This window comes from Microbulbifer litoralis, assembly GCF_023634065.1.
Classification (GTDB): Bacteria; Pseudomonadota; Gammaproteobacteria; order Pseudomonadales; family Cellvibrionaceae; genus Microbulbifer; species Microbulbifer litoralis.
Genome location: NZ_JALKCV010000007.1, coordinates 198,914 through 223,501 on the forward strand (window position 1 = coordinate 198,914; position 24,588 = coordinate 223,501).

Here is a 24,588-nt window from a genome sequence, read left to right on the forward strand (position 1 = left end):
ATTGTTGCGGGCTGGCAGTTATTTTAACCGCGGGGCGCCTGGCGAGAGGTTGGATAAGGCGTCAATTATGGGCTTTGTGAACTGGGTACGACGGCGGAGCAGGTGGCAGTCAGCCGCTATAGGCGACAGGCGATGTGCACTGCCGGTGCCAGTGGGCGGCCGGTGGGCGCGGCGCAGCTTGCTGGCGAGCCCCGGATATCAGACCGCCACCACCTGGTTGCGGCCGCCGTCTTTGGCGCGGTACATGCGCGCGTCGGCCTCCGCCAGCAATTGGCCGTGGGTGGCGCTGGCCGGGTCGCCCTCGGCGACGCCGAAGCTGATGGAGATCTCCACCGGCGGATTGTATTTGCGGCTGAGCGCCTCGACGCGCTCGCGCAGCTTTTCCGCCAGCACGCCGCCGCCGTGCAGGTCGGTGTTCGGCAGCAGTATCAGGAATTCCTCGCCGCCCCAGCGGGCCACGATATCGTCGGCGCGGGTGTTGTCGCGCAGTACCTCGGCCACATCCTGCAGCACGCGGTCGCCGAAGGCGTGGCCATAGGTGTCGTTGATGGTCTTGAAGTTGTCCAGGTCGCCGATCAGCACTGTATAGCGCCCGGCCAGGTGGCGGTTGCGGCGTTCCATTTCGTTGATGGCGCGATAGGCCTCGCGGCGGTTGGCGAGCCCGGTCAGGGCGTCGGTGCTGGCGCGGTTCTCGAGCTCCCGGGTCAGGCGGTGCAGCAGCTGCTGTGTCTGGTGGCGGCTGTTGTCGAGCAGCGCCGTCAACGCCGTGAGTGCGCCGAAAACGGCCAGGAAACGGGCGCGGTAGGCGGTGTCGTACTGGGCCGTGAGACCGGGGAAATCCGGGTAGAAGAGCACCAGCGCAGTGGCGCCGCCGATCACCGCCAGCGCGGCGACTCCTCCCTTGTAGCCGTAGAGGTTGATAAACCCGGGAACCAGCATCACCGCCCACATCAGCCCGGTGTTGTTCACGCCGCCGGACAACAGGAGGTAGAAATAGAGCACCAGCAACAGCGCGCCCACCAGCAGTGGCGTGGCCTTGCTCTGGCCCACCAGGTTGATGGCGACATAGGCGGCCAGGATCAGTGCGGCCACGCCGAACAGGGTGCCGGAACGCAGCAGGTCGCCGCCGGTGAGGGCGATGGAGCCCATGGCGCCGGTGATGGCCATGGAAAAGATCAACATGTAGCCGGAGGCCTGGATACGGCGGCGCAGCTCCAGTTGCCGCGCTTCCTCCAGCGGGCTGCGGAAGCTCAGGCTGTTGTTGTTATACCCTGAATTCATGGGGTTCCCTGTATCGTGCGGACCGATGCCTGCGTTCGGCCCCGGCCGCGGGCGGCGGTTCTTCTTTTAACCCTTGGACCGTCCCGCACCGCCGTGGATTCCCCCGCGCGGTATTCGGGACAGGGCGCCAAGTATATGGTGATTCCACCCGCCGCCAAAGTGTCGCGCTGCTATTCGTCTAAAGTGTCTGCAGGCAATTTCACAAAATGCGAAACCGTGGCAAAAGTAGAGCTGACAAGCGGAAATATCCTGACATTGCGCGCCACAGCGCTGGTGTGCCCGGCGCACAAGCACCTGATCCGCGGACGCGGCCTGTCGGCGCAGATATTCGATCGTGGTGGGGAGGCGCTGGCCGCCGCCTGCGAACAGCAACCGGAATGTGCCGTGGGCGAGGCCAGGGTCACCCGCGCCTACGGGCTGCCGGTGCAGTACCTGCTGCACACGGTAACGCCCCAGTGGAGCAGCGGTGACCAGTGGGGGGCCGCGGCGCTGGCGCAGTTGCGGAACTGCTACCAGGCCGCGCTGGCGCTGGCACGTGAGAAGAAAATCAGGAGCCTGCTGTTCCCGGCACTGGGCGCCGGCACCAACCGTTTCCCCCACTCCATCGCCGCGCACCAGGCACTGGAGGTGCTGCATGCACAGGGGGAGGATTTCGACAGGCTGACGGTCTGCCTGCACACGCCGGCGGCGCTGGCGGAGTGGCGGCGGGTGCAGCGGCGCTTCTTTGGTGATGGCTAACCGCCCAGTTCCACCACCGGGCTGAAACCGCCATAGATTAGCCGCATGCCGTCGAACGGCATCGGGTTCTGTTCCGGGTTCATGCGCGGGTCGGTCTGCATCAGTTCCTCCATCCTGCCCATGGCCGCGTCGCGGGTCGCCTTGTCCGGCCATTCGATCCAGGCAAACACGACCGTCTCGTCGTCACCGGCCTGGACGGCGCCGTAGAAATCGTTGACCTTGCCCCTTGGTACGTCGTCGCCCCAGCACTCGACGACGCGCAGGGCGCCCAGTTCCATAAACACACCGTCGGCCTTTTCGGCGTGTTCGATAAATCGCTGTCTGTTTTCTGTGGGTACTGCCAATACAAAGCCGTCGATATAGGACATGGAAGAGTTCCTCGGTCAGTGGATCATCGTTAACTGGTCGTTCAGGCGGGAGGGGATTCGACTAGTGTGCTGTTCGCGAACTTTCCGCATGGTCCACTAGCTGCGCGTCAATGTATCCGCCAGCGTCAGCAGGATCAGCAGCGCGATCCACATTACCCCGCCCACGGCGACCAGGCGTAGCAACGGGCTGGAGGTATACAGGCGCATGAATACCAGCATCACCAGCGCGGCCATGGCTGCCGCGCACAGAAAGTGGAGCGAGTAGCGCAACGCGCTGCTGTCCAGTGCGCCGGCCAGCAGGGTCACGGCGAGCAGTGCCAACAGCCCCAGCCAGCAGAGTACGGCAGTGCGATTGGTCATTTCACGACACCTCTCAGGCCCGCAACAGGTAGAAGCAGGTGAAAATGAATATCCACACCACGTCGATAAACGCCCAGTAGAGACCGGCGATGCGCAGCTGCCGGTCGATGCGGTCCGGCCGGCGCCAGCGCCGCGCGAGGGCCAGCATCACCGCCAGGATTCCCAGCCCCACCAGCATATGCACCGCATGCAGCCCGGTGGCGATAAAATAGAGGTTGAAAAACAGCTCTGCCACGGCCGCCACCGGCTGTTCGCCGGGAGCCGCCAGCGCGCTGGAGTAGTGAAACGGCAGGCCCAGCACCGGCATCAGCTGGTGGCGGAACTCGCTGTACCATTCGAAGCCCTTGATCGCCAGGAACAGCGCGCCCAGCGCCATGGTCGCCTGCAGCCAGCCGATGGTGGCGCGGCGCAGGCGCGCACCCGCCGACAGTTCCGCCAGTGCCATGGTCAGGCCGCTGCTCAGCAGCAGCGCGGTATTGACCGCCGCCAGCGACAGGTCCAGGTGCCCCGCGGCCTCGGCGAATACGGCACCGTGACGCACCCGCAGTATCGCGAAGCTGGCAAAAATGGCGCCGAACAGCAGCAGTTCGGTGAGCAGGAAGACCCACATGCCCAGCAGGCCCGCGTGGCGCTGCTGCTCCATATCGTCGAACTGCACCTCGGGCCGCGACTCGCCCGAGCGCCCGCTGTTACTTGTAGGCATAGGGACCCTCGTTCACTTCCGGTGTCTCGCGGAAGTTGTGCACCGGTGGCGGCGACGGCGTCTGCCACTCGAGCCCCTGCGCGTCCCACGGATTGGGCCCGGCCTTCTCGCCGCGGCGCAGGGACCAGGACAGGTAGATCAGCGGCAGCAGGTAGCCCAGCGCCAGCACCCCGGCCCCCAGTGTCGACAGCACTTGCAGTATCGAGAAATCGTCCGGGTAGGAGTGATAGCGCCGCGGCATGCCGGCATAGCCGAGCAGGAACTGCGGGTAGAAGGTGAGGTTGAGGCCGATCAACAGTGCCAGCGCGGCGGTGGTCGCCCAGCCGCGGGAATACATGCGCCCGGTGAGTTTCGGCCACCAGAAATGCAGCCCGCCCATATAGGCGGTCACGGCGCCGCCGACCATGATGTAGTGAAAGTGCGCGGTGACGAAATAGGTATCGTGCAGGTGCACGTCCAGCGCCAGCGCGGCCAGGAAGATGCCGGTCAGGCCGCCGACGGTAAACAGCTCCAGGAACGACAGGGCATAGATCATCGGCGCATCAAAACTGATTCGGCCGCGGAACAGGGTCGCGGTCCAGTTCAGCGTCTTGATCGCCGACGGCACCGCCACCAGGAAAGTGAAAAACGAAAACAGGATACCCGCATACAGGCTCTGCCCGGACACGAACATATGGTGCCCCCAGACAATAAAACCGAACAGCGCGATCGCCATGATCGACAGCACCATGCCGGTGTAGCCGAAGATCGGGTTGCGTGAGAAGCAGGCGATGATTTCCGACACCACGCCCATCGCCGGCAGGATCATGATGTACACCGCCGGGTGCGAATAGAACCAGAACAGGTGCTGGAACAGCAGCGGGTCGCCGCCCAGGGCGGGATCGAAAATGCCGATACCCAGGGTGCGCTCCAGGCCGATCAGCAGCAGCGTCACGGTCAGCACCGGTGTGGCCAGCACCATGATCAGCGCGGTGGCGTAATTGGCCCAGACGAACAGCGGCAGCCGCCCCCAGGTCATGCCCGGCGCGCGCATGGTATGGGTGGTGACGACAAAATTGAGCCCGGTGAGAATCGAAGAAAAACCGACGATAAAAACCCCCACCGCCGCCGCCAGCACCGCGGAATTGGAAAACAGCGTCGAGTAGGGCGTATAGAAAGTCCAGCCGGTATCCACGCCGCCGGCGATCACCGCGGCGATGGTAAAGATGCCGCCCAGGGTGTAGACATACCAGGACAGCAGGTTCAGTTTGGGGAAGGCCATGTCCCGCGCGCCCACCATCATCGGCAACAGGAAATTGCCCAGCGTGGCCGGTATCGATGGAATCAGGAAAAACCACACCATGACGATACCGTGCAGCGAGAAGAGCCGGTTGTAGCTCTCCGGACTCAGCAGGTCACCGGCCGGTGTGATCAGTTCCAGGCGCATCAGCAGCGCGGCGGCGCTGCCGAAAAAGAAAAACAGTGTGATGGAAACCGCGTACAGCCAGGCGATGCGTTTGTGGTCCACCGTCAGCAGCCAGGAGCGGATACTCCAGCCACCGCTGAGGTAGTCCTCCGGCGTCGCGTGGCGGTCCTCGTTTTCCGAATAGACAACGCTGGTCATTGTTCATCGGCCTCGCGTGACTGCCCAAGTGATTGAATGTAGGAAATCAGCTGCAGGATTTCCTCCTCGGAAACCTGCCCGGAAAAACTCGGCATGACCGGCTGGTAGCCGGCCACCAGCTGCGCCTGCGGTTCGACGATGGAATCGCGGATATAGGCTTCGTCGGCCACCACTTCACTGCCGTCGGCGAGCTTGACCCGGCTGCCGAAAACGCCCTGCAGTGCCGGCGCCAGCCCGCTGCCGTCGGCCTTGTGGCAGGCGCCGCAGCCGAGGCTCTGGAACAGCTGCGCGCCGGCCTCGGCGCGGTCCGGGACATCCACCTTGCCGGCCAGCCACTGCTGGTAGTCGGCGCGCTCCAGCACCACCACCTTGCCGCGCATGCGCGCGTGGTCGGTGCCACAGTATTCGGCGCAGAACAGCCGGTAGGTGCCGGCGCGGGTGGGGGTGAACTGCGCGCGCGTGTACATGCCGGGCACCGCGTCCCGCTTGAGCCGGAACGCCGGCAGCGACAGGCTGTGGATCACATCCTGCGAGGTGATGCGCAGCGCCACCGTTTCGCCCACCGGCAGGTGCAGGGTGTTGATTTCGCGGGTGCCGTCCGGGTGCTGGAACTTCCACATCCACTGCTTGCCCACCGCATCGATGGTGACGTCCGCATCGGTCGCACTGTAGAGGTGGAGATAGAGCTGGCTGCCCCAGTAGAAGAGCCCGATAAACGACAGGCACAGCAGCAGCGCAAAACCGATTTCCAGGCGCCGCCCGCTGCGCTCGGCAATCAGTTCGCCGCGCTCGCGCCGCAGGCTGCGGCGGTAGCGCACGGCGAACACCACCACCAGCGCGGCGAGTATGCCCATCAGCAGGCCGGAAATCCCCAGCAGCGCGTAGTAGAGGAAATCCACCTGTTGCGCATATTCGGAGGCCTGTTCGGGAATCAGCTTCAGGCCGATCTGCGGATCCTCGATCGCCGGCGTCTGCGGCGCTTCGCTGCTCATGGGCGCTCCCGCCGCCGCAGCCCGACCAGCATCGCCGCCAGCGCGACGACCGACACGGCGCCGGCGCCCTGCAGCAGGCGCATCACGGCCAGGTTGTAGCGGCCGCCCTGCGGATCGAATTGATAGCAGCGCAGTAACAGCTGGTCCACGGGGCTGCCCAGTTTTCCGCGTCCGGCCTCCAGCAGCGCCAGGCGCAGATCCCGGCTCTCGATGCGCAACAGGTAGTGGCTGACGGTGCCGCCCGGCGCGACCACCACCAGCCCCGCCGGGTGTGCGTAGCTGTCGCGGCGGGCATCGTAGGTGTAGTGGAACCCGATCCTGTCGGCGAGTGTGCCGATGTTTTTCTCTGTGCCGGTCAGTACAGCCCAGCCGTCGACGGTGCGGCCGTGGCGTTCGCGCAGGCGCCGCGCCAGGTCGGCCGCATCGGTCGGTGTAGCGCGCGGGTCTATACCGACCAGGGCGACGCTGTAATCGCCCGGGTCAAACGGCAGTGCAGCGGCGGCTTTTGCCAGTTGTTCCAGCAGGGTCGGGCACAGGTGCGGGCAGTCGTACCAGACCAGCAGCAACACCAGCGGTCGCTCGCCGGCGAGCGCGGTCAGCTCCACCCGCTCGCCGCGCGCGTTGCGAAACGGCGTGTCCGGCGGCAGCACCGCACCGATCTTCTGGTCGAAGCGCACGCTGTCGAGGACTGCCTGCTGCGGTCCCTGTTCGCTGTACAGCGGCCGGGCCTGCACCGGCGACAGCGCGAGCAAGAGAAACAATGGCGACAGGAATCGGTTCACGGCGTTTCCTCCGCGGCGGGTTCCCGCTTTTCGTTTTTCTCCCTGTCATTTTCCGGTGCTTTTTCACTGGTCTGTTCTGCGTCCTGTCCGGGCAGGCCGCGCTCGACCAGCAGGTCCATGGCGCGCCCGATCGGTATGTGCACCACGCCCGCCTCCCGGTCCACCCAGCCGGCGCTGTGCAGGTGCCGCTGTACGCGTTCGTGGTATGCGCGCATGTCCGCGCGCGGGTCTGTCTGCAGGTGTGGCCGGCCCGCCGCCGGCGGCTCCGGTGGAAAGAGCGGCGGCGACGGCTGCGGCCGCCAGAGTTGGTAGGCGTGCCACAGCAGCCAGCCGCTGGCGAGTACCAGTACCGGTGTCAGCAGCAGCGTGCGGGCGATGGGCCGCACGCGGGCCAGGTCGGGTTCGTGGCCGCGCCGTTCAGCCATGGGGCACCTCCCCGCCGGTCCCGGCGGGGGATTCCCGCCGGCGACCGGCGAAAAGCACCGCGCCGAACAGCCCTGTCAGCAGCGCCAGCAACAGCAGCGAGTGGAAACCGTTGTCGTCAAACGGCGGCAGCACCAGCCAGCCGATCTGCAGCGTGTGCCCGGCCAGGCAGCTGGCCGCGGCGCGCTCCAGCCAGCGCGCACTGCCCTTGGCCCTGCCGGACAGCAGCACCGCAAACGGCAGCAGGAAGAAGAGCGCGAACGAGATGACGCTCACGGCACGCCACAGGCCCTGGCCGCGATGGATATACCAGCCGATCTCGTCGGGCAGGTTGGCCGACCAGATCACGATGTATTGGGAAAAGGCGAAAAATGCCCAGCCCAACAGCACGCCCAGCCACAGGTTGGCAATATCGCGGCGCGCGTCCGGCGCCATCCGCTGCGCGCCGAGCAGCAGTGCCCAGGCGAACGCGGCGGCCGTTGTCTCGGCGGCGAGCATCAGGCCGTAGACGTCGGAGTAGAATTCCGGTTCCAGCGACATCAGCCAGTCGAACGAGAAAAAGGTCAGCGCCAGCAGCCACAGCAGCAGGCCCCGCGCGGGCATGCGGCCGGGCGCGCGCGCCAGCCACAGCCACAGTGCGAAAAAGGCCAGCGTGCGCAGGATGAAAAACGGGATATTCAGGTAGGCGAGTTTGTTGCGCACCAGCTGCGGCAGTGTCTCCGCCGGCTGGGTCCAGGCGAACAGGGCGTGCATGCCGGCCAGCAGTGGCAGCATGGCCGCGGCGAACAGTGGCAGGATCGCCGCCAGTGCCAGCCACTGGGCCCCGCCCGCCTCGCCCCAGCGGCCGCCGGTGAGCCGGTGCACCATCAGGATCGCCGTTGCGCCCAGCGGCAGCGAACCCCAGGCCAGCGCCGCCGCCAGCCAGCCCGGCGCCAGGATACCGCCGGCCAGGCCCGCGACCAGACCGCCGAGGCCCAGCGCGGCGATTCTGACCAGTGGCAGGGCGCGCGGGTTCACGGCGTGGCCTCCGGTTCCCGCTTCGGGGCTTTCTGCAGCGTTTCGCGCTGTTTTGGCGGCAGGTCGCCGAGACCGGCGTGTTGCGAGAGCTGCAGTGCGCGGATATAGGCGGCGATTGCCCAGCGGTCGCCGTCCGGTACCCGCGCGCCGTAGGCGACCATCCTGCCAAAGCCGTTTTCGATCACATCGTAGAAATGGCGCAGCGGAATTTCCCGCAGGCGCGCGCTGTGCAGCGATGGCGGCGCCGGAAAGCCGCGCTGTACCACCATGCCGTCGCCGCGGCCGCTGCCGCCGTGGCAGGGGCTGCAGAAGATGTCGTAGCGCTCGCCGCCGCGCTCGAGCAGTGCGCGGGTCAGCGGCTGCGGCAAAACATCCGGCACCGGGCCCAGCGGTTCGTCGCGGGCGACGGTGCCCGCCACCGGCGTCAGCGCCGACTGGTTGTTGGGCCAGCCGGGCGCCGGCGCCAGCGGATCGTAGCGCGGCTGGTCGCGCATATCGTTGCCGCAGGCGGTGAGCAGGCAGTTTGCCAGAACAGCACACCGTAGGAGCCTGCCTTGCAGGCGAAAGACGAGAAGCCACCGGGATCGTCGCATCGCCAGCAAGGCTGGCTCCCACAGGGGGCTCATTGTCGGTTCGAAGCGCGCACGGCGCATCCTGTCGGTACTATTTTCTGCAGTGCGCAAAAATATGCGAAGCCAATTCACAATGTCAGCTCCCGCACATAGCGCGCGCCGCAGTCCCGCAACAGTGCCTCCAGTTTTTCCCCGTCACCGCCGCGCAGGCTGAGAAAAAAACCGTTCGCCGAGGCTGCGGCAAAGTCGTCCTCGTTGAACACCGGATGATAAAAATGCGGCAGGCGGTTTTTGACCAGCATGGTGATGGCGGCGGCCATGACCGAATTGAAGATGCCGACCTTGAAGGTGATCGGCAGAAAGGCCGGCCAGCTGTTCAGCGGCTTGCCGCCGACGACGATCGGGTAGTCGATCACCGCCGTGTACCACTGCAGCAGGAAGGCGATACCGGCGGCGATGGCGCCCACCAGCAGTGCGATACGCGCGATTGAAAGAGCGCCGCCGCCCTCACTGAAACCCATCGCCTCCGCCAGCCCCGGCAGCGGGAAGGGCGCGTGCGCTTCCAGCCGGCGGTGGCCGCTTTTGCGCACCCGGCGCGCGGCGGCCAGCAGTGCCTCGCCGTCGTCGAAGCGGGCAATCAGTCCGTAGTGCCCATTGGCCGCGCCTTTCATTTCACTCATTCCGCCCGCTCCCGCTGCTGCTGTCGCCGGTGGATGGCGCTGCGCATATCGTGCATCGAGATCACCGGCGCCAGCCGCACAAAGGCGAGCAGGAAAAATGCAAAAACCCCCAGGGAGCCGAGTGCCAGCAGCGCGTCCCAGGCAGTCGGCAACGCCGTGCCCCAGGTGGCGGGAATAAAGCTTGCGTGCACGCTGGTAAACAGAATCTGGTAGCGCTCCAGCCACATGCCGATATTGCTGGTGATCGCCAGCGCAAAAATGGCGGCCGGTGAGCGGCGCACGGCCCTGAACCACAGCAGCTGCACCAGCAGTACATTGCACACGAACATGCTCCACCAGGCGGGCGCGTAGGGGCCGGTCCAGCGGTCGATATAAACCGCGCGCTGGTAGAGATCGCCGGAGTACCAGGCGGTGAATATCTCCTGGATATAGGAGTAGTTCACGACCAGCGCGAACAGCAGCATCATGCGCCCCAGATAGTCCAGGTGGCGGCGGGTGATCAGGTCGCGCAGGCCGAACATGGCACGGGTGATCACCGCCAGCAGCGCGACGGTGGCGAAGCCGGAAAAGAGTGCGCCGGCGACGAAATACGGTGGAAAAATCGTGAAATGGAAACCCGGCACGATGGACACCGCCAGGTCCAGGGAAATGATACCCGTTACCGAGACCACGATCGGCGCCGCCACCGCCGCCAATACGCCGTTGACCTGTTCGTAGCGCGCCCAGTGCAGCGCCGAGTTGCGCCAGCCCAGCGCCAGCAGGCCGTAGAAAATCTGCAGCGAGCGCGACCGGGCGCGGTCGCGCAGCGTGGCGAAGTCCGGCAGCAGGCTGAAAAACAGGAAGCCGAGGGTGAAAACGAAATAGGTGGCGATGGCGAAGAAATCCCACACCAGCGGACTGCGCCACTGCGGCCACAGGTCCTGGGTGTTCGGGTAGGGCAGCAGGAAGTGCATCAGTTGCGGGCGCCCCAGATGGGCGATGGCGTAGATGCCGGCGCAGACGATCGCGAACATCGCCATCGCCTCCGCCAGCCGCGCTACCGGTGCGCGCCACGGCTGGCGCGTCAGCAGCAGCACGGCGGAGATCAGTGTGCCGGCGTGGGCGATGCCGATCCACCAGATGGTGTTGACGATGGGAAAGCCCCAGGCGACGGGAATGTTGATGCCGAACAGGCCGACGCCGTTGCTGAAAACCATTGCGAGACAGAACGCGAACAGCAGTGCCAGCGCGCCCGCCACCGCGAACGCCAGCCGCCAGCGCGTGCGCGCACGCGGCGCCAGCACCAGCCCGGCGATGCGCTCGGTCATGTTGCCGTGGGTCAGCTCCTCCGGCAGCAGTTTTTCCGTCGTGTTTTGCGACATGTCCCTTTTGGGGTTGTAGGGTGCGCCGCGCGCACCGTTTCAATTTCTGGTGCGCTCGGCGCACCCTACGCCTACGTCTGGTTCATTCGTCGTCGAGTTCCGCCTCTTTTAATCCGGGGTTGGGGTTGTGTACCGCGGCCAGGTAGGTGGTCCGCGGCCGGGTATTGCGATCTTCCAGCATGGCATAGTTCAGCGGGCTCGCCCGCAGCGCGTTGACCCTGCTGTCGCTATCTGCGAGATCGCCGAACAGGATCGCCTGCGTGGGGCAGGACTGCTGGCAGGCGGTTTGCAGTTCGCCGTCGCGGATCGGCCGGCCTTCGGTCTCCGCCTCGCGGCGCGCGGCGACGATGCGCTGTACGCAGTAGGTGCATTTCTCCATCACACCGCGGGCGCGCACGGTCACGTCCGGGTTCTGCAGTGGCGGCAGTGCCGGGTGTGCGGCGCCGCTGCCGGTGTAGTCGAACCAGTTGAAACGGCGCACTTTGTAGGGGCAGTTCTGCGAGCAGTAGCGGGTGCCGACGCAGCGCTGGTAGATCATCTGGTTGAGGCCGTCGCCGGAGTGCATGGTGGCGCCCACCGGGCACACGTATTCGCACGGCGCATTTTCGCAGTGCATGCAGGGCACCGGCTGGAAGGTGGTGCGCGGCTGTGGGGAGACCGGCGGATCGGGAAAGTAGCGGTCCACCCGCAGCCAGTGCATATCGTGGCCGCGGGCCACTTCGCCGGCGCCCACCACCGGGATATTGTTTTCCGCCTGGCAGGCGGTGACACAGGCGTTGCAGCCGATGCAGGCGGACAGGTCGACGACCATGCCCCAGGCGTGGCGATCGTCGCCCTGCGGCAGCGGTTCCGGCTCGGGATAGAGCGACAGTTCCGGCGCGGGGTGTTGGGCGAAATGTGGGTTTTGCCGATAGCTGTGGAGATCCGCCGTGCGGATCATGTCGCGCCCCTCGATACTGTGGTGGACCTGGGTCAGCGCCAGTGTCTGTTCGGCGCCGGTAGGCTCGATGGTGGCCGGTACGGCCCAGGGGTTGCGGCTGGAGCGCAGCCGGTAGGCGCTGACGCCGATATCGTCGCCGACCCGCCCGGCGGCGGTACGGCCGTAGCCGAGATAGAGGGTCAGCGCGCGTTGCGGCTGGCCCGGCAGCGTCAGCAGCGGTACGGCCAGGGTGCGGCCGCCGCTGGTCACCTTGACCAGGCTGCCGTCGCGCAGTTTTCTTTCGGCGGCGAGTTGCGGGCTGATCAGCAGCGCGTTGTCCCAGGTCTGCGTCGTCAGTGGGCGAGGCATTTCCTGCAGCCAGCCGTTGTTGGCGTGGCGGCCGTCCCACAGTGCCGGGTCCGGGCGGAACTGCAGCGTGAGCGCCTCGTCCGGTTCCGCCGCGGGCGCGGGCAGTTTCTGCGCCCAGTCGGCCGCCGGTTCCGCGCTGGCGGCTTTGGCGGTGCTGTCCGGCACCAGGCCGTCGCGCAGGCTGCGGCGCCAGAAGTGTTCGAAATCGTCGCCGCCGTACTGCGTTTTCCAGAACTCCCGCAGCAGTTTCAGCGGCTCGCCCTGCCGGCCTTCCGCCAGCATCTGCAGCAACTGAAGTGCCGACACGCCGCCGTGCAGTGGCCGGATCAGCGGTTGCAGCAGTGCGGCGCTACCGTCGAAGGCGCGGGCGTCGCCCCAGCTTTCCAGTGCGTGGGCGGCGGGCACGTGCCAGTGGCACAGGCGCGCCGTCTCGTCGAGGTATTCGCCCCAGTGCAGCCGCCAGGGAATTTTCGCGAAGATTTCGGCGAAATCCAGGTCCGCCGGCGCGCTGTAGAGCGGGTTGCTGTCGACGATGACCAGGCTGTCGATCGCGCCGCTGGCGGCGGCTTGGGTGAGTTCCACCAGCGAGCCGGCAGCGGGATCGAGGGCGACCGGCTCCATCCATTCCACGGTGTGATCGAAGGCGTCTAGTTTGCGGTTGATCGCGTGCGCCAGTGCGTGCACCGCGGCCGGTTGCTGGTCGCCGGGAACGACGAGTGCCGCGCGCGGGTGGCGCCGCAGGTCGGCGGCGAGTGCATCGACCCAGTGTCCGGGCAGCGGATTTTGCCGCGGCGCGGCGACGGCGATACCCGTCGCGATGGCCAGCTGGCGCGCGGCGTCCTCGATCTGCGCATACGGCAATCCGCGGCGGTGATCGGCGTTGGCGCCGGTGACACTGGGGGTGGATTCGATCGCGTAGAGGCGGGCCAGGTCGCCGCTGTTGTCGCGCGGGCGGCGGCGCGCGGTGAAGTCCCGCGCATGGCGCAGGAAGCCCGGCTGCGCCTGCATGAAATCCGCGTCCAGTGTCGCTGCCACCTGCACCTGCCCGAAATGGTAACGGGGCTCCAGCGGGCGCCCGAACAGGAGTCGACTGCCGGAGTACACACCGCTGCGGTCCACCGGCTCGTGCAGGTACCAGCGCGCTTCCGGCCAGCGTTCGCGCAGCGCGTCGATGCGCGCGCGCTGGCTGGGGGAGGTAATGGTGCCGGTCACAAAGGCCAGGCCGCGGCCGCGGGTCGCGTTCCACTGGCGGCGCTTGTCGCCGAGCGCGCGCAGCAGTTCGTCGCCGCTGGCGATGGCGCCGCGGTGGCGCACGGCGGCGGAGCGGTCCGGATCGTAGAGGGACAATACCGACGCCTGGGAAATGGCGTCGCAGGCGCCGCGGCTGGCCGGGTGATCCGGGTTGCCCTCCAGTTTGACCGGGCGCCCCTCGTGGCTCTCCGCGAGCACGCCCTGGGCGTAGCCGGCGACGACGGCCGCGCTGGCGTAGTAGCGCGGTCGGCCGGGCACCAGCATTTCCGGCTGCCGGACATAGGGCACCAGGGTGTCGCGCGGCTCGCGGGTGCAGGCGGGCAGCCCCGCCAGGGCCATGCTGGCGCCGAGCAGCTTGAGCATCCGGCGCCGCTGCGGCGAGTGGTCGCCGTCGCTGCCGATCAGGTTGTCCGCCCGCGCGGCCAGCGCCACCAGGCTGTGCCAGTAGCCGGCGCCGCGTTGGCTGGCCAGTGCCTGCGCGGGAAATTCCGTTTCCTGTCCGGGTTTTAGCGGTGGCATGTCACGCACTCGGTCATCCGGTCGGTGTGAATCTGGTACTGGCGCAGCAGCGCGAGGGGATCGGGCGTATCGGAAACGTCCATCGCCGTGATCCGCCCCGGCGCGCGCAGTGCCCCCTGTGGATTGCGGTGGCAGTTCAGGCACCACTGCATGGTCATCGACGCCGCCTGCCGCATCAGCGGCATCCGGTCCACGCGCCCGTGGCAGGACTCGCAGCCGATACCGTTGGTCACGTGCGCCCGATGATCAAAATAGACAAAATCCGGCAGTTCGTGCACGCGCACCCAGTGCAACGGGCGCTCCTGCTCCAGGCTGTCGCGTACCGGCGCCAGCATCTGCGCGTTGGTCCACAGCTGCGAGTGGCAGCTCATGCAGGTGTGCGTATCCGGCATGCCGGCAAACGTCGAGCGGTCCACGCCGGTGTGGCAGTAGCGGCAGTCGATGCCGAGGCCGCCCACATGGTGCTCGTGGCTGAATGGCACCGGCTGTTCCGGAATAACCCCCTGGCCGGTGCTGTACGGAGAGCGATCGACAAAATAGGCGACATAGGCAAAAGCCACTATCGCCACCCCACCGGCGGCGAGCAGTATGCGCGTCAGGCCGTTGACTCTGGGGTGGAATATCTGCGGCATGGATATCTTCGGTGCCTGGGAGCGGTCGCTGGGCTCTTTAGCAGACTAGCGTATTGGGAGGGATTTACCGGGAATGCGCGGTACGCTGGCGCCGCGCGGGAACTTTTGTCCGGGCGATTATTTCCCCGGCGCGGCGAGCGTATTAAGGTGGAGGCTTCGGGAGTTGCCCGCCGGCCATCGCGGGCTGCAGTCACCTGGAGAAACAGTCATAACCCTTCCCCCGGCTGGATCAATGGAAACCCGACAACTCTATCTATTGGCGGCAGATGCAATCCTGGTGACGCATACACTGTTTGTCGCTTTCGTCGTCTTTGGTCTTGTGCTGATCCCGATCGGCAAACTGCGTGCCTGGAGATGGGTGCGCAACCCCTGGTTCCGGCTGCTGCACCTGCTCGCCATCGGCGTGGTGGTATTGCAGGCCTGGTTCAGTGTGATCTGCCCGCTGACGATCTGGGAAATGGCACTGCGCGAGCGCGCCGGGGATACGGTTTATTCCGGCTCCTTTATTGTCCACTGGCTGGAAAGCATCCTCTACTACCGGGCGCCGGAGTGGGTATTCGTGACTGGCTATACGGCATTCGGGGCGCTGGTGGTGGTCAGCTGGTTCTGGGTGCGGCCGCGGCGGTTTGGGGGCCGCTGACGCTAGTCCAGTTTCAGAATTCGGGATTCCGGATCGACAGGTGTAGCCCGGATGGAGCGCAGCGGAATCCGGGAGATGACGAATCAATGGATGCACCCATAAAAAACGGGCCCGATGGGCCCGTTGTTATTGCGGCGGACAGCGCGTTTATTTCTTCGCGCGCTTGCGCATGTTTTCCTGCAGGATTTTCTTGCGCACGCGCAGGTGGTTCGGGGTTACCTCCACCAGCTCGTCGTCCTCGATGAATTCCAGCGCCTGTTCCAGCGTGTGGCGGATCGGCGGGGTCAGGGTCAGGGCCTCGTCGGTGCCGGCGGCGCGCACGTTGGTCAGCTGTTTGGCCTTGGTCGGGTTCACCACCAGGTCGTTGTTGCGGGAGTGGATGCCGACGATCTGGCCCTCGTAGATGTCCTCGCCGTGGCCCAGGAACAGGCGGCCGCGGTCCTGCAGCGTGTAGAGCGCGTAGGCCAGGGTCTTGCCCTTGACCATGGACACCATGACGCCGTTGACGCGCTTGCCCACGTCGCCCATTTTCACCGGGCCGTAGTGGTCGAAGATACTGGTCATGATGCCGGAGCCGCTGGTCATGGTCAGGAACTGGGAGCGGAAGCCGATCATGCCGCGCGACGGCACGATAAACGTCAGCCGCACGCGGCCCTTGCCGTCCGGCTCCATATTCTTCAGCTCCGCCTTGCGCAGGCCCAGCTCTTCCATCACCGAACCCTGGTGCTGATCCTCGACGTCGGCCACCACCTCTTCGTAGGGTTCGTGGATTTCGCCATCGACTTCCTTCTGTACCACTTCCGGGCGGGATACGCCCAGCTCGAAACCTTCGCGGCGCATGGTTTCGATCAGGACGGACAGATGCAGTTCACCGCGACCGGAAACCTTGAATTTTTCCGGAGAATCGCCCTGCTCCACCCGCAGCGCCACGTTGTGGATCAGCTCCTGTTCCAGGCGCTCCTTGATATTGCGCGAGGTCACGAACTTGCCGTCCTGGCCGGCGAACGGCGAGTCGTTCACCTGGAAGGTCATGCTGACGGTCGGTTCGTCCACGGTCAGCGGCGGCAATGCTTCCGGATTTTCCGGATCGCACAGTGTGTCGGAGATATTCAGTTCGCCGACGCCGGTAATGCAGACGATATCGCCGGCACTGGCCTGCTCGACTTCCATCCGCTCCAGGCCCAGGTAGCCCATCACCTGCAGCACCTTGGCCTTGCGCGAGTTGCCCTCGCGATCGACCACCACCAGTTGCTGGTTGGATTTCAGGGTGCCGCGCTTGATACGGCCGACGCCGATCACGCCCACGTAGCTGTTGTAGTCCAGCGCCGAGATCTGCATCTGGAAGGGACCGCTGGCGTCCACCTTGGGCGGCTCCACCTTGTCGACGATCATCTGGAACAGCGGCGTCATGTCGTCCGCCATATCGGTGTCGTCGATACCGGCGATGCCGTTCAGGGCCGAGGCGTAGACCACCGGGAAGTCCAGCTGCTCGTCGGTGGCGCCGAGGCTGTCGAACAGGTCGAACACCTGGTCCATGACCCAGTCCGGGCGCGCGCCTGGGCGGTCGATCTTGTTGATCACGACGATCGGGTTCAGGCCCTGCTCGAACGCCTTCTGGGTCACGAAGCGGGTCTGCGGCATGGGGCCGTCCACCGCGTCCACCAGCAGCAGCACCGAGTCCACCATGGACATGACGCGCTCCACCTCGCCGCCGAAGTCGGCGTGCCCGGGGGTGTCGACGATATTGATGCGGTAGTCGTGCCAGTTGATGGCGGTGTTCTTGGCCAGGATGGTGATGCCGCGCTCCTTCTCCTGGTCGTTGGAGTCCATCACCCGCTCGGCGCCCTCGTCGCGGCGGTCCAGGGTGCCGGACTGCTGCAGCAGTTTGTCTACGAGGGTGGTCTTGCCGTGGTCGACGTGGGCGATGATCGCAATATTGCGCAACTTCTCTATCACAAAGGGCCTCTGGGCTAATACGTGAAATGGTATCGGGCGGGGCTGTACTACAGCGGTGGTCCGGCCAAAGGCGGCGATTATAGTGGCCAAGCGTGACAACTGCGAGTAGAAACTGGGTAAAAGTTGAGCGGTAATCGGGCGCTGTGACCGCGCGGCCGGCCGACCAGCGGTCGGACGGTCCGGTCACCGGCACCGGGGAGCGGTGTTATCCCAGATCGCCCCGCAGCACCTGCTCGTAAACCTTGCTGGCCTCGGAGCCGAATTCCCGCGCGTGGGGGTTCATGTAGCCGCACATCACAAACGCCAGGTGGCGCTCTTTCTTGATGTTCCACAGATCCGCCATCCAGTTCCAGACCACGCCCTCCACCAGCGAATAGGCCTCGTAGCGGTCGTTGTCGTCGTCGGCCAGCTGCTCGTAGACGGCAGTGAAGTGGAGCCACTCCCGAAACTCCATCGAGCCGGCCTGCAGGTCGCCGCCGGCCTGGCGGCGCTGGATGGACTGGGCGTGATAGCGCAGCCGGGTCAGCGGCTCGTTGTCGGCGCGCCCGGAATCCGCGGGCCCGGCGTCTCCACCGCAGAGCACGGCCAGCGACTGCTCGATAGCGGCGACCGCCGCCGCCGGCTCGCGGCAGTGCAGGGCCTGCGCACGGGCGCTCCAGGCGTCGAGCTGTTGCGGCGGCAGCAGCTGTCCGGCGGCGGCACTGTCCTGTTCGAGCGGCTTTCCGGACAGTGCGCGCTGGACCAGTTTCAGCTTCAGCGCCGCGGGATCGCCGTCGTCCGGGGCCGATGCCTGTTCCGCCCGCGCGAGCGGCAGTTGCGACAGCCAGCCGGGCCAGCCGCACTGCAGCCTGAGGAGGAAAAAGTCCAGCGGGTTTACCCGGCGGGTTTGCATATGCCGGTGGTAACAGCACTCGATCAGCGAGGCCAGCGGCAGGCGCCATTTGCGGCGCCATCGGTTGCTGAGGGTCGCGACCCGCTGCCAGTCCCCGTCGGCCAGTGCATCGGCCATCAGCCGCGCAAAGGCGAAGCGGATCATGGGCAGCGGCACCTGTTCCTTCCTGAGCAGGTCCATGCGTTCCAGTCTGCGCATGGCTCCGGGGCTGCCCTTCTCCGTATCCAGCAGGATACTGAGCAGCATGTCGCCACTGCTGATTTTGCCCTTGTGCCGCATGATCCGGTCGCGCAGCCGGCCCACGGTCTGTTCGCGGAACGCCTCCGGCGCACCGCGCTTGTGGAGCAGCGCGCGGTAGGCATTGAAGGCCGCGCCGGCACGGAGCGCGTGGCCGTTGACCCGCAGGATGAGAAAGCTCAGGTAATAGCTGGGCGCTACCCAGCCGGCCCTGATCGGCAGCCGTATCCAGACCGACGGGAACAGCAGCAACAGTGCGGCGACCAGCACGGCCACCCGGACGGGGGCATCGGCGGGGATGGACGCGAGCAGCGCGACGATGGCGGTGACCCAGATGAAAAAGCCGGTGATGCGTGGCCAGGTCGTGCTTTTTTTTGTCCCGCCCTGGTTGCCGTTGCTGGCCCTGATGGCGAAGAAGATCAGCCAGGCGATGACTGCGATTGCGCCGAACATCAGCCCACTCCCAAGTGGCGGCGCCACTGGTCGGCGGTTGCGGTTTCACGGTGTTCGTCATCTTCTTCGGCGGGCGCCGCCGGCGGCAGGTACCAGAACTCGGCCAGCAGGCGGCGCTGCGGGTCGATTAGTACCGCCTGCGCTTCGCGGACGAGAAATTCATCGCGCGACATGACACCGGCCGGCGTGGGGTATTCGCCGGCGCCGTCCATCTGCAGGGCCAGCTTGCCGGCGATTTCGCGGGCCGCGCGATTCACCTCGTTCAGGCTCGCGGAAGGCGTCAGTTCCAGCACCCAGAACGGCCAGCCGGACAGGGCCGGGTTGTCAGAAAATGCCGGAGCCATGGGTGTCCTCGGCGGCGCGGACATTGTCCGGCAGTAGTGCCCACAGGGATTGCGTGATGCCGCGCAATTCCCCGGTCCTGCCTTCCTCCAGCAGGTTGCCGCCCTGCTCCACCAGCCGCCTGGCCCGCTTCATATCGCGCGCTTCGTGCAGGCGGGATGCGGCGTGGCGGAACTGGTCGGACCAGAACTCCGGGCTCTTGCGATAGGCGGTGGCGTTGATCCGCTCCATCTGTTCGATGATCCTTTCCAGTTCGGTCACCCGGCCCCTGTCCATGGCGGTGGCCATTTTCTGTTCCAGGTTGGCGAGCAGCTGCTTGTCCGTTTCACTGCCCCACTGCATGACACTGGACTGCGCGTTCAGGTATTCGGTCTCGCACTGGTCGCGCAGTTCTTCGACCTGCCCGCGCTGCTCCAGCTCTTCCACTTCCGCCTCGAGCTCGAGCAGGTTGCGGTACAGGCGCTGGCGGGTGTCCTCGTCTTCCATGGTGCCGGCCAGCTGCACGCCGATTTCCCCCAGTTGCTGCTGCTGGCGCTCCAACTGGCGCACCATCTTCTCGTTGCGTTCCCGGAAGGCATCCTGCTGCAGGATCGAGCCGCGCTGTTGCAGGGATTGCCACATGGCGCGCATCGCGTGTGGATCGGCACTGGGAATCACCAGTTCGGCGACGCCCTTGATCAGCAGTTTCTGGTCCGGCACCGTGGCCTGCGACTCCATATTGCCGCCGCGGTCCACCTCCAGCGAAATCTCCACCGCGGAGCCGGCGTGCAGCGGCTTTTTCAGTTCGCTGGCGCGGATCACGAGATTGCCGACGCGGCGGCAGTAGCGGGCCTTGGCGCGCTCGCCCTGCACAATGGGGATATTCAGTTCGCCGCCGGTGCCCGGCATCAGCGTGTCGATGGTGGACTGGGAAAACGTCCGCCGCGCCGGCAGCGGTGTGCCCCGCTCGAGGAACGTCTTTACGTAGCCGTTGGCCAGCGCCACGCCGATGGAGCGGGACAGCGGCGGGTCGGACAGCGTCAGCCCGTGCATGATGGAAACGGTTTCCGGGTAGGCGTCAATCCGCCCGCCGCTGGCGTCGAAGCAGCGCACTTCGAACTGTGTGGCCCTGGACGGCTGTATGCCGACGGTGGTCAGGAAGGCGCCCTCCTGGTTCAGGGCAACCTTTTCGCCCTCCCAGCCGTCGCGGACAAACTGAATCGCGGCCGGTGTCGCGCCCTCCGCGCTGACCAGCCGCCCCATGACGGTGGGGTCCAGCTCGGAGCAGACGTTCGGGTACTGCAGCCAGAATTTGCAGCCGGCGGCGCTATTGTCGCCGGCCTGCTCTTCTTCATCTTCACTGCCGAGATCGATCGACGCGGCGTACAGGGCCGCGCCCTGGGCCACCAGGGTCATCGGGTTCCGGTCCGCGGCGGCGAGCGGCGCCAGCTCTTCGGTCACCCGGTCGCGGATAATCGACATATTGGCCGGGCCGCCGACCAGCACGGTGCGATCGAGACCGCCCTCGTCCAGGCCGTGTTCGGCCAGCAGGCGGCGGCAGATCTCCAGCGCGCGGTCGATCACCGGCTCGCACAGCAGTTCCAGTTCCCGGCGGCTGAGGGACAGTTCGTCGAAGATATCCTCGCCGTCCAGCTCCAGTTCGATTTCCACCGTGGTTGCCGGCTGCGTGGACAGGCGGATCTTGGCCTGCTCGGCTTCGCTGTACAGTTTGGCGGCCAGCGACTTGTGGGCCGGGTCGTCGACGGGGATCTGCACCTGGTGGTTGGTCTCCAGTTGCCGCACGACCCAGTCCACCAGCAGCCGGTCGATATCGCGGCCGCCGAGGAAGTTGTCGCCGTCGTGGCCGATCACCCGCAGCAGGCCGTCGCGCGCCTCCACCAGCGAGGCATCGAAGGTGCCGCCGCCGAGATCGAATACCAGCCACGACTGGCCCACTGAATCCTCCGACCAGCCGGCGGAAAACGCCGATGCCACCGGTTCGGGCAGCAGTTCCGCTTTTTCCAGCCCGGCAATCTGCGCCGCCTCGGAGGTGGCCTTGCTCTGCGGCAGTTCGAACAGGGCGGGCACGGTAATGACGGCGCGGGACGGGCGTCTGCCGGTGGCGGCCTCGGTGTCGTCCAGCAGTGCCTTGAGCACTTCGGCCGACAGCTGTTCCGGCGACCACTGCTTGCCGGCACCGTCCGGCGCGGTCAGTTTGTCGGTGCCCATGAGACGCTTGAACTCGCGGTGGGTATTGGCCGCGTCGCTGTCGAGGAATTTGCGCGCGCGGTCGCCGACCATCACCTTGTCGCCGGCGATGCGCACGATGGAGGGCGTATTTTCCTGGCCGCGTTTGTTCAGTATGACGTTGGTCTGCTCGCCATCGAAAACCGCCGCGGCGGAATTGGTGGTGCCGAGATCGATCCCCAGATACAGCTTGGTCATCCTTTCCCCTGTGAAACATTTTCGTGACCGACGATTCTAGCGAAATGTCCACCTCCGGTGCCAGAACTGATCGGCTGTGGCACCGGTATCGGGGAAGTACTAGATGGAAAAAAGGGCCGCGGAGCGGCCCAGGTAGCAAGACTACTGCGAGGAATTTACTGTGAGAGCGATCAGAAGCGCTTGTTCAGGGTGAGCCCGTAGGTGCGCGGCTCGCCCGGATAGGCCATGACGGTGCCGGTCTGGATCACCGCATCGAAGTTGACCCCGCGGTAGCGCTCGTCGGTGACATTGCGGCCCCACAGCGTCAGGTCGGCATCGTAGGCCAGGAACTGCAGTGCGGCGCGCAGGTTGATGCGGCCGAAGCCGTCCTGCTCCATCAGCGGGTCGTTGACGTTGGACGTCATATGCTCGGACTTGTAGTTGTACTCGCCGTAGAGGTAGCCGTTGATATCGTCGCCGAGCGCGAAGTCCCGGCGCAGGCCCAGGGTCAGGAAGTGCTCCGGCACATTGGCCAGCGGATCGCCGGTGCGGTCGCAGACGTTGACGTTCGGGTCTGTCTGGCCCGGGTCCGGCTCACCGGTGTGCCAGGGTGTGGCCACCCAGCAGTTGCCCTTGGAGAACGCCTTGAAACTGGCCTCGGTGAAGGCGTAGGCGGCGGTCACGGTGGTGTTGTCCGTCGGTGCCCAGAACAGCTCCGCCTCGGCGCCGTAGGATTCCAGCTCGCCGGCGTTCTGCAGGTTGAAGCCGTCGCCGGTGAAGGCGTTGGCCTGGTAGTTGTCCAGCAGCGTGTGGTGCAGGGCCAGGTTCAGGCGCAGGGACTGCGCCGGGAACTCGGACTTGAGCCCCAGTTCCACCGCGCTGGAGTTCTCGGCGTCGAACAGCGGATCGAAACCGAAGGCGATGCGGTCGGTGTTGGTGCCGCCGGATTTGTAGCCGGTGCCGTAGGAGGCGTACACCAGCGAGTCGGCGGACAGTGCATAGCTCAGCTTGACGGTGCCGGTGACCTGCTCGTCGCTCAGGTCCGCGTCGATATCCGCGCGCGGCGCGTTGGCGGCCAGCAGCCAGTTGCCCCAGCCGGCCTGGCCGAAGGGCGCCAGCGCGGCCTGCACTTGCGGGTCGCCGGCCAGCGCCATTAGCGTCGGGAAATCGCCGGCGGCGTAGGCGGCACCCATCTGGCCCAGGTAGCTGCTGGCGGCGGGGATATCGGGCGTGTCGCCCTGCCACGCCCAGCGCTCGTCGCCGACCCACTCGGAGAAAGCGGTCTGCATCGACTTGTCCTCCTCGGTGTAGCGCAGGCCCATGGTCAGGGTCAGTGCGTCGGTGAGGCTGTAGTCGAACTGGCCGAACAGGGCCCAGCTCTCGTGTTGCTGGTCGGCGCGGTGCGGCACGCGGTAGTTTTCGATAAAGGCGTCCGCGGCGTTGATACCGGTGAGATCGGCAAAGCCGTTGATGCCGTCGATCAGGCCGTTCAGGCCCAGCGCCGCCGGCAGGAATTCGTCGATGGCGTCGAGATCGGTCACCTGGTAGTCGAGCGCGATATCCTGGTCGAAATAGTAGGCGCCCAGCACGGCGTTGCCGCGTTCGCCGGTGAAGTCCAGGCGGATTTCCTGCGAGAAGGAGCTCTGCTCGGCATCGTTTTCGGTGGAGATGATATCCACATTACCGAAATCGCTGTCGATGATGTCGTAGGAGCTATAGTCGCGGCTGGCGCTGACGGAGGTCAGGGTCCAGCGGTCGGACAGGTCCCAGTTCACTTCCAGCGAGGCGCCGCTGTCCTCGCCGCGGGAGACCGGTGCGAAGTTCAGGGCCGTCCGGTAGTCGTCGAACTGGCTGCCGGTAAACACGGTGCCGCCGAGGCCGGCGAGCAGTGCCGAGGGGCCGGGTTCGCCGGCCTCGTTCTCGAGGCTGTCCTGCACCGTCAGTGCCGCGCAGCAGAGTTCGTCGATTTCTGATTTGTCCAGGATCAGCCGCGCGGACAGGGTATCGGTGGGGGTGTAGAGCGCCTGCAGGCGCGCGCCCCAGCGGTCGCGGTTGTTGATGTCCACGGTGTCTCCGTCGATGGCGGCGTCCACATAGCCGTCGCGCTCACTGGTGAAACCGGTGGCGCGCACCGCCAGTACATCTGGCACCAGCGATACATTGGCCGCGGCGGCGGTGTTGATCAGGCCGTAGTTGCCGGCGGTGACCTCGACGTAACCGTCGCTCTCGTGGCTCGGCGCCCTGGTGCGAAACTGGATGGCGCCGGCGGCGGTATTCTTGCCGAACAGCGTGCCCTGCGGGCCGCGCAGCACTTCCACCGCCTCCATGTCCACCAGGTTGTTGATCATCGAGCTGGGGCGCGAGCGGTAGACGCCGTCCACGTACAGGCCCACCGAGGATTCCAGGCCGAAGTTCTGCCCCGAGGTGCCGATACCGCGGATGGCGAAATTCGACGTGGTGTTGGTCTGGTTCTGGCCGGCCATCAGGCCGGGGGTGTTGGTCTGCAGGTCGAAAATATCTTTGACCACCGCTTCCTGCAGCTGCTCGCCGCTGAAGGCGCTCACTGCCACCGGCACGTCCTGCAGGTTCTGTTCGCGCTTCTGCGCGGTGACCACCACCTCCTCCAGGCCGCGGTACAGTTTTGCGTCCTGGGCAAGGGCCGGCAGCGCCGCTGTCGTGGCCAGGGGCAGGCTGAGCAGGTGAATGGCTCGCGGTAACTTCTTGGTCCCGAACATCGCTTTCTCCCTTCGTTATATTTATTTATTAGAAGTTATTCTTATCGGCTTTTTTTGCCGTTATCGGGAAAATTATTAGCACACAGGAAATCTAAAATCACTCGGGGGAGCGCGAATTCTTCCATTTATTTTCTATCGGGGAAAAAGTGGGAAAAATTATTATCTGGCAGGTAATGAAAAGGCGGTTTTTGACAGGGATTTCTTATCTTTCAGGTAAATAAATAACTTTACCCGGGAGGTAATTTCCGAGATTCCGGCTGTGGCGGCGTGGTTGTGGAAATCGCCCTTCGGAGTCGTCATCCCGGGCTCGATCCGGGATCCGGTAAAGGAGTTCCGGCGGCCTGGATTCCGGACCGGATC

The 24,588-nt window shown here is 65.8% G+C and carries 21 protein-coding genes; 2 read left to right on the forward strand and 19 right to left on the reverse strand.

Going from position 1 to position 24,588, the window contains the following annotated elements; translation table 11 throughout:
- Positions 1-198: 198 nt before the first annotated feature.
- Complete coding sequence (locus MWN76_RS12675) at positions 199-1,281, reverse strand: GGDEF domain-containing protein (protein WP_250461795.1); 1,083 nt, start codon at positions 1,279-1,281, stop codon at positions 199-201.
- 216 nt (positions 1,282-1,497) lie between these two features.
- Here MWN76_RS12675 and MWN76_RS12680 point away from each other — a divergent pair, with 216 nt between their 5' ends.
- Entirely contained in the window at positions 1,498-2,019 is a 522-nt protein-coding gene (locus MWN76_RS12680; protein WP_250461796.1) for a macro domain-containing protein, read from the forward strand.
- Here the strand turns inward: MWN76_RS12680 and MWN76_RS12685 are convergent.
- From MWN76_RS12685 to MWN76_RS12745, 13 genes are all read right to left on the reverse strand, one after another.
- Positions 2,016-2,387 (reverse strand): DUF1428 domain-containing protein, encoded by a 372-nt coding sequence (locus MWN76_RS12685; protein ID WP_250461797.1) that lies wholly within the window; start codon positions 2,385-2,387, stop codon positions 2,016-2,018. The genes MWN76_RS12680 and MWN76_RS12685 overlap by 4 nt on opposite strands.
- Before the next feature lie 96 nt (positions 2,388-2,483).
- Positions 2,484-2,747: a hypothetical protein gene (locus MWN76_RS12690; protein ID WP_250461798.1), complete on the reverse strand. Its 264-nt coding sequence runs from the start codon at positions 2,745-2,747 to the stop codon at positions 2,484-2,486.
- 13 nt (positions 2,748-2,760) lie between these two features.
- Positions 2,761-3,450: a cytochrome c oxidase subunit 3 gene (locus MWN76_RS12695; protein WP_250461799.1), complete on the reverse strand. Its 690-nt coding sequence runs from the start codon at positions 3,448-3,450 to the stop codon at positions 2,761-2,763.
- Positions 3,437-5,053 (reverse strand): cytochrome c oxidase subunit I, encoded by a 1,617-nt coding sequence (locus MWN76_RS12700; protein ID WP_250461800.1) that lies wholly within the window; start codon positions 5,051-5,053, stop codon positions 3,437-3,439. The genes MWN76_RS12695 and MWN76_RS12700 overlap by 14 nt, the downstream gene beginning before the upstream one ends.
- The gene (coxB, locus tag MWN76_RS12705; protein WP_250461801.1) at positions 5,050-6,045 is read right to left on the reverse strand and encodes a cytochrome c oxidase subunit II; all 996 of its coding nucleotides are present in this window, start codon (positions 6,043-6,045) and stop codon (positions 5,050-5,052) included. The genes MWN76_RS12700 and coxB overlap by 4 nt, the downstream gene beginning before the upstream one ends.
- On the reverse strand, positions 6,042-6,827 hold the full coding sequence (locus MWN76_RS12710) for an SCO family protein (RefSeq protein ID WP_250461802.1): 786 nt from the start codon (positions 6,825-6,827) through the stop codon (positions 6,042-6,044). Before MWN76_RS12710 ends, coxB begins: the two co-directional genes overlap by 4 nt.
- A complete protein-coding gene (locus MWN76_RS12715) occupies positions 6,824-7,252 on the reverse strand; it encodes a hypothetical protein (protein WP_250461803.1) in 429 nt (142 codons plus the stop codon). Before MWN76_RS12715 ends, MWN76_RS12710 begins: the two co-directional genes overlap by 4 nt.
- Positions 7,245-8,267 (reverse strand): hypothetical protein, encoded by a 1,023-nt coding sequence (locus tag MWN76_RS12720; protein ID WP_250461804.1) that lies wholly within the window; start codon positions 8,265-8,267, stop codon positions 7,245-7,247. Before MWN76_RS12720 ends, MWN76_RS12715 begins: the two co-directional genes overlap by 8 nt.
- Positions 8,264-8,761, reverse strand: coding sequence for a c-type cytochrome (locus MWN76_RS12725; protein ID WP_250461805.1), 498 nt, complete (start codon positions 8,759-8,761; stop codon positions 8,264-8,266). The genes MWN76_RS12720 and MWN76_RS12725 overlap by 4 nt, the downstream gene beginning before the upstream one ends.
- A gap of 206 nt (positions 8,762-8,967) precedes the next feature.
- A complete protein-coding gene (locus tag MWN76_RS12730) occupies positions 8,968-9,519 on the reverse strand; it encodes a DUF3341 domain-containing protein (RefSeq protein WP_250461806.1) in 552 nt (183 codons plus the stop codon).
- A complete protein-coding gene (gene nrfD / locus MWN76_RS12735) occupies positions 9,516-10,880 on the reverse strand; it encodes an NrfD/PsrC family molybdoenzyme membrane anchor subunit (RefSeq protein ID WP_250461807.1) in 1,365 nt (454 codons plus the stop codon). Before nrfD ends, MWN76_RS12730 begins: the two co-directional genes overlap by 4 nt.
- A gap of 82 nt (positions 10,881-10,962) precedes the next feature.
- The gene (locus tag MWN76_RS12740) at positions 10,963-13,938 is read right to left on the reverse strand and encodes a 4Fe-4S dicluster domain-containing protein (protein ID WP_250461808.1); all 2,976 of its coding nucleotides are present in this window, start codon (positions 13,936-13,938) and stop codon (positions 10,963-10,965) included.
- Positions 13,926-14,570: a cytochrome c3 family protein gene (locus MWN76_RS12745; RefSeq protein ID WP_250461809.1), complete on the reverse strand. Its 645-nt coding sequence runs from the start codon at positions 14,568-14,570 to the stop codon at positions 13,926-13,928. Before MWN76_RS12745 ends, MWN76_RS12740 begins: the two co-directional genes overlap by 13 nt.
- 232 nt (positions 14,571-14,802) lie before the next feature.
- Between MWN76_RS12745 and MWN76_RS12750 the strand changes: the two genes are divergently transcribed.
- Entirely contained in the window at positions 14,803-15,210 is a 408-nt protein-coding gene (locus MWN76_RS12750) for a DUF2784 domain-containing protein (RefSeq protein WP_250461810.1), read from the forward strand.
- Positions 15,211-15,357: 147 nt separating this feature from the next.
- On the opposite strand, the gene typA is transcribed toward MWN76_RS12750, so the two are convergent.
- From typA to MWN76_RS12775, 5 genes are all read right to left on the reverse strand, one after another.
- A complete protein-coding gene (gene typA, locus MWN76_RS12755; protein ID WP_250461811.1) occupies positions 15,358-17,166 on the reverse strand; it encodes a translational GTPase TypA in 1,809 nt (602 codons plus the stop codon).
- A 205-nt stretch (positions 17,167-17,371) separates the two neighbouring features.
- Positions 17,372-18,748, reverse strand: coding sequence for a hypothetical protein (locus MWN76_RS12760; RefSeq protein WP_250461812.1), 1,377 nt, complete (start codon positions 18,746-18,748; stop codon positions 17,372-17,374).
- Positions 18,748-19,092, reverse strand: coding sequence for a hypothetical protein (locus tag MWN76_RS12765; protein WP_250461813.1), 345 nt, complete (start codon positions 19,090-19,092; stop codon positions 18,748-18,750). The genes MWN76_RS12760 and MWN76_RS12765 overlap by 1 nt, the downstream gene beginning before the upstream one ends.
- On the reverse strand, positions 19,073-21,514 hold the full coding sequence (locus MWN76_RS12770; RefSeq protein WP_250461814.1) for an Hsp70 family protein: 2,442 nt from the start codon (positions 21,512-21,514) through the stop codon (positions 19,073-19,075). Before MWN76_RS12770 ends, MWN76_RS12765 begins: the two co-directional genes overlap by 20 nt.
- Before the next feature lie 170 nt (positions 21,515-21,684).
- Entirely contained in the window at positions 21,685-24,228 is a 2,544-nt protein-coding gene (locus MWN76_RS12775) for a TonB-dependent receptor domain-containing protein (RefSeq protein ID WP_250461815.1), read from the reverse strand.
- Between the last annotated feature and the right edge of the window lie 360 nt (positions 24,229-24,588).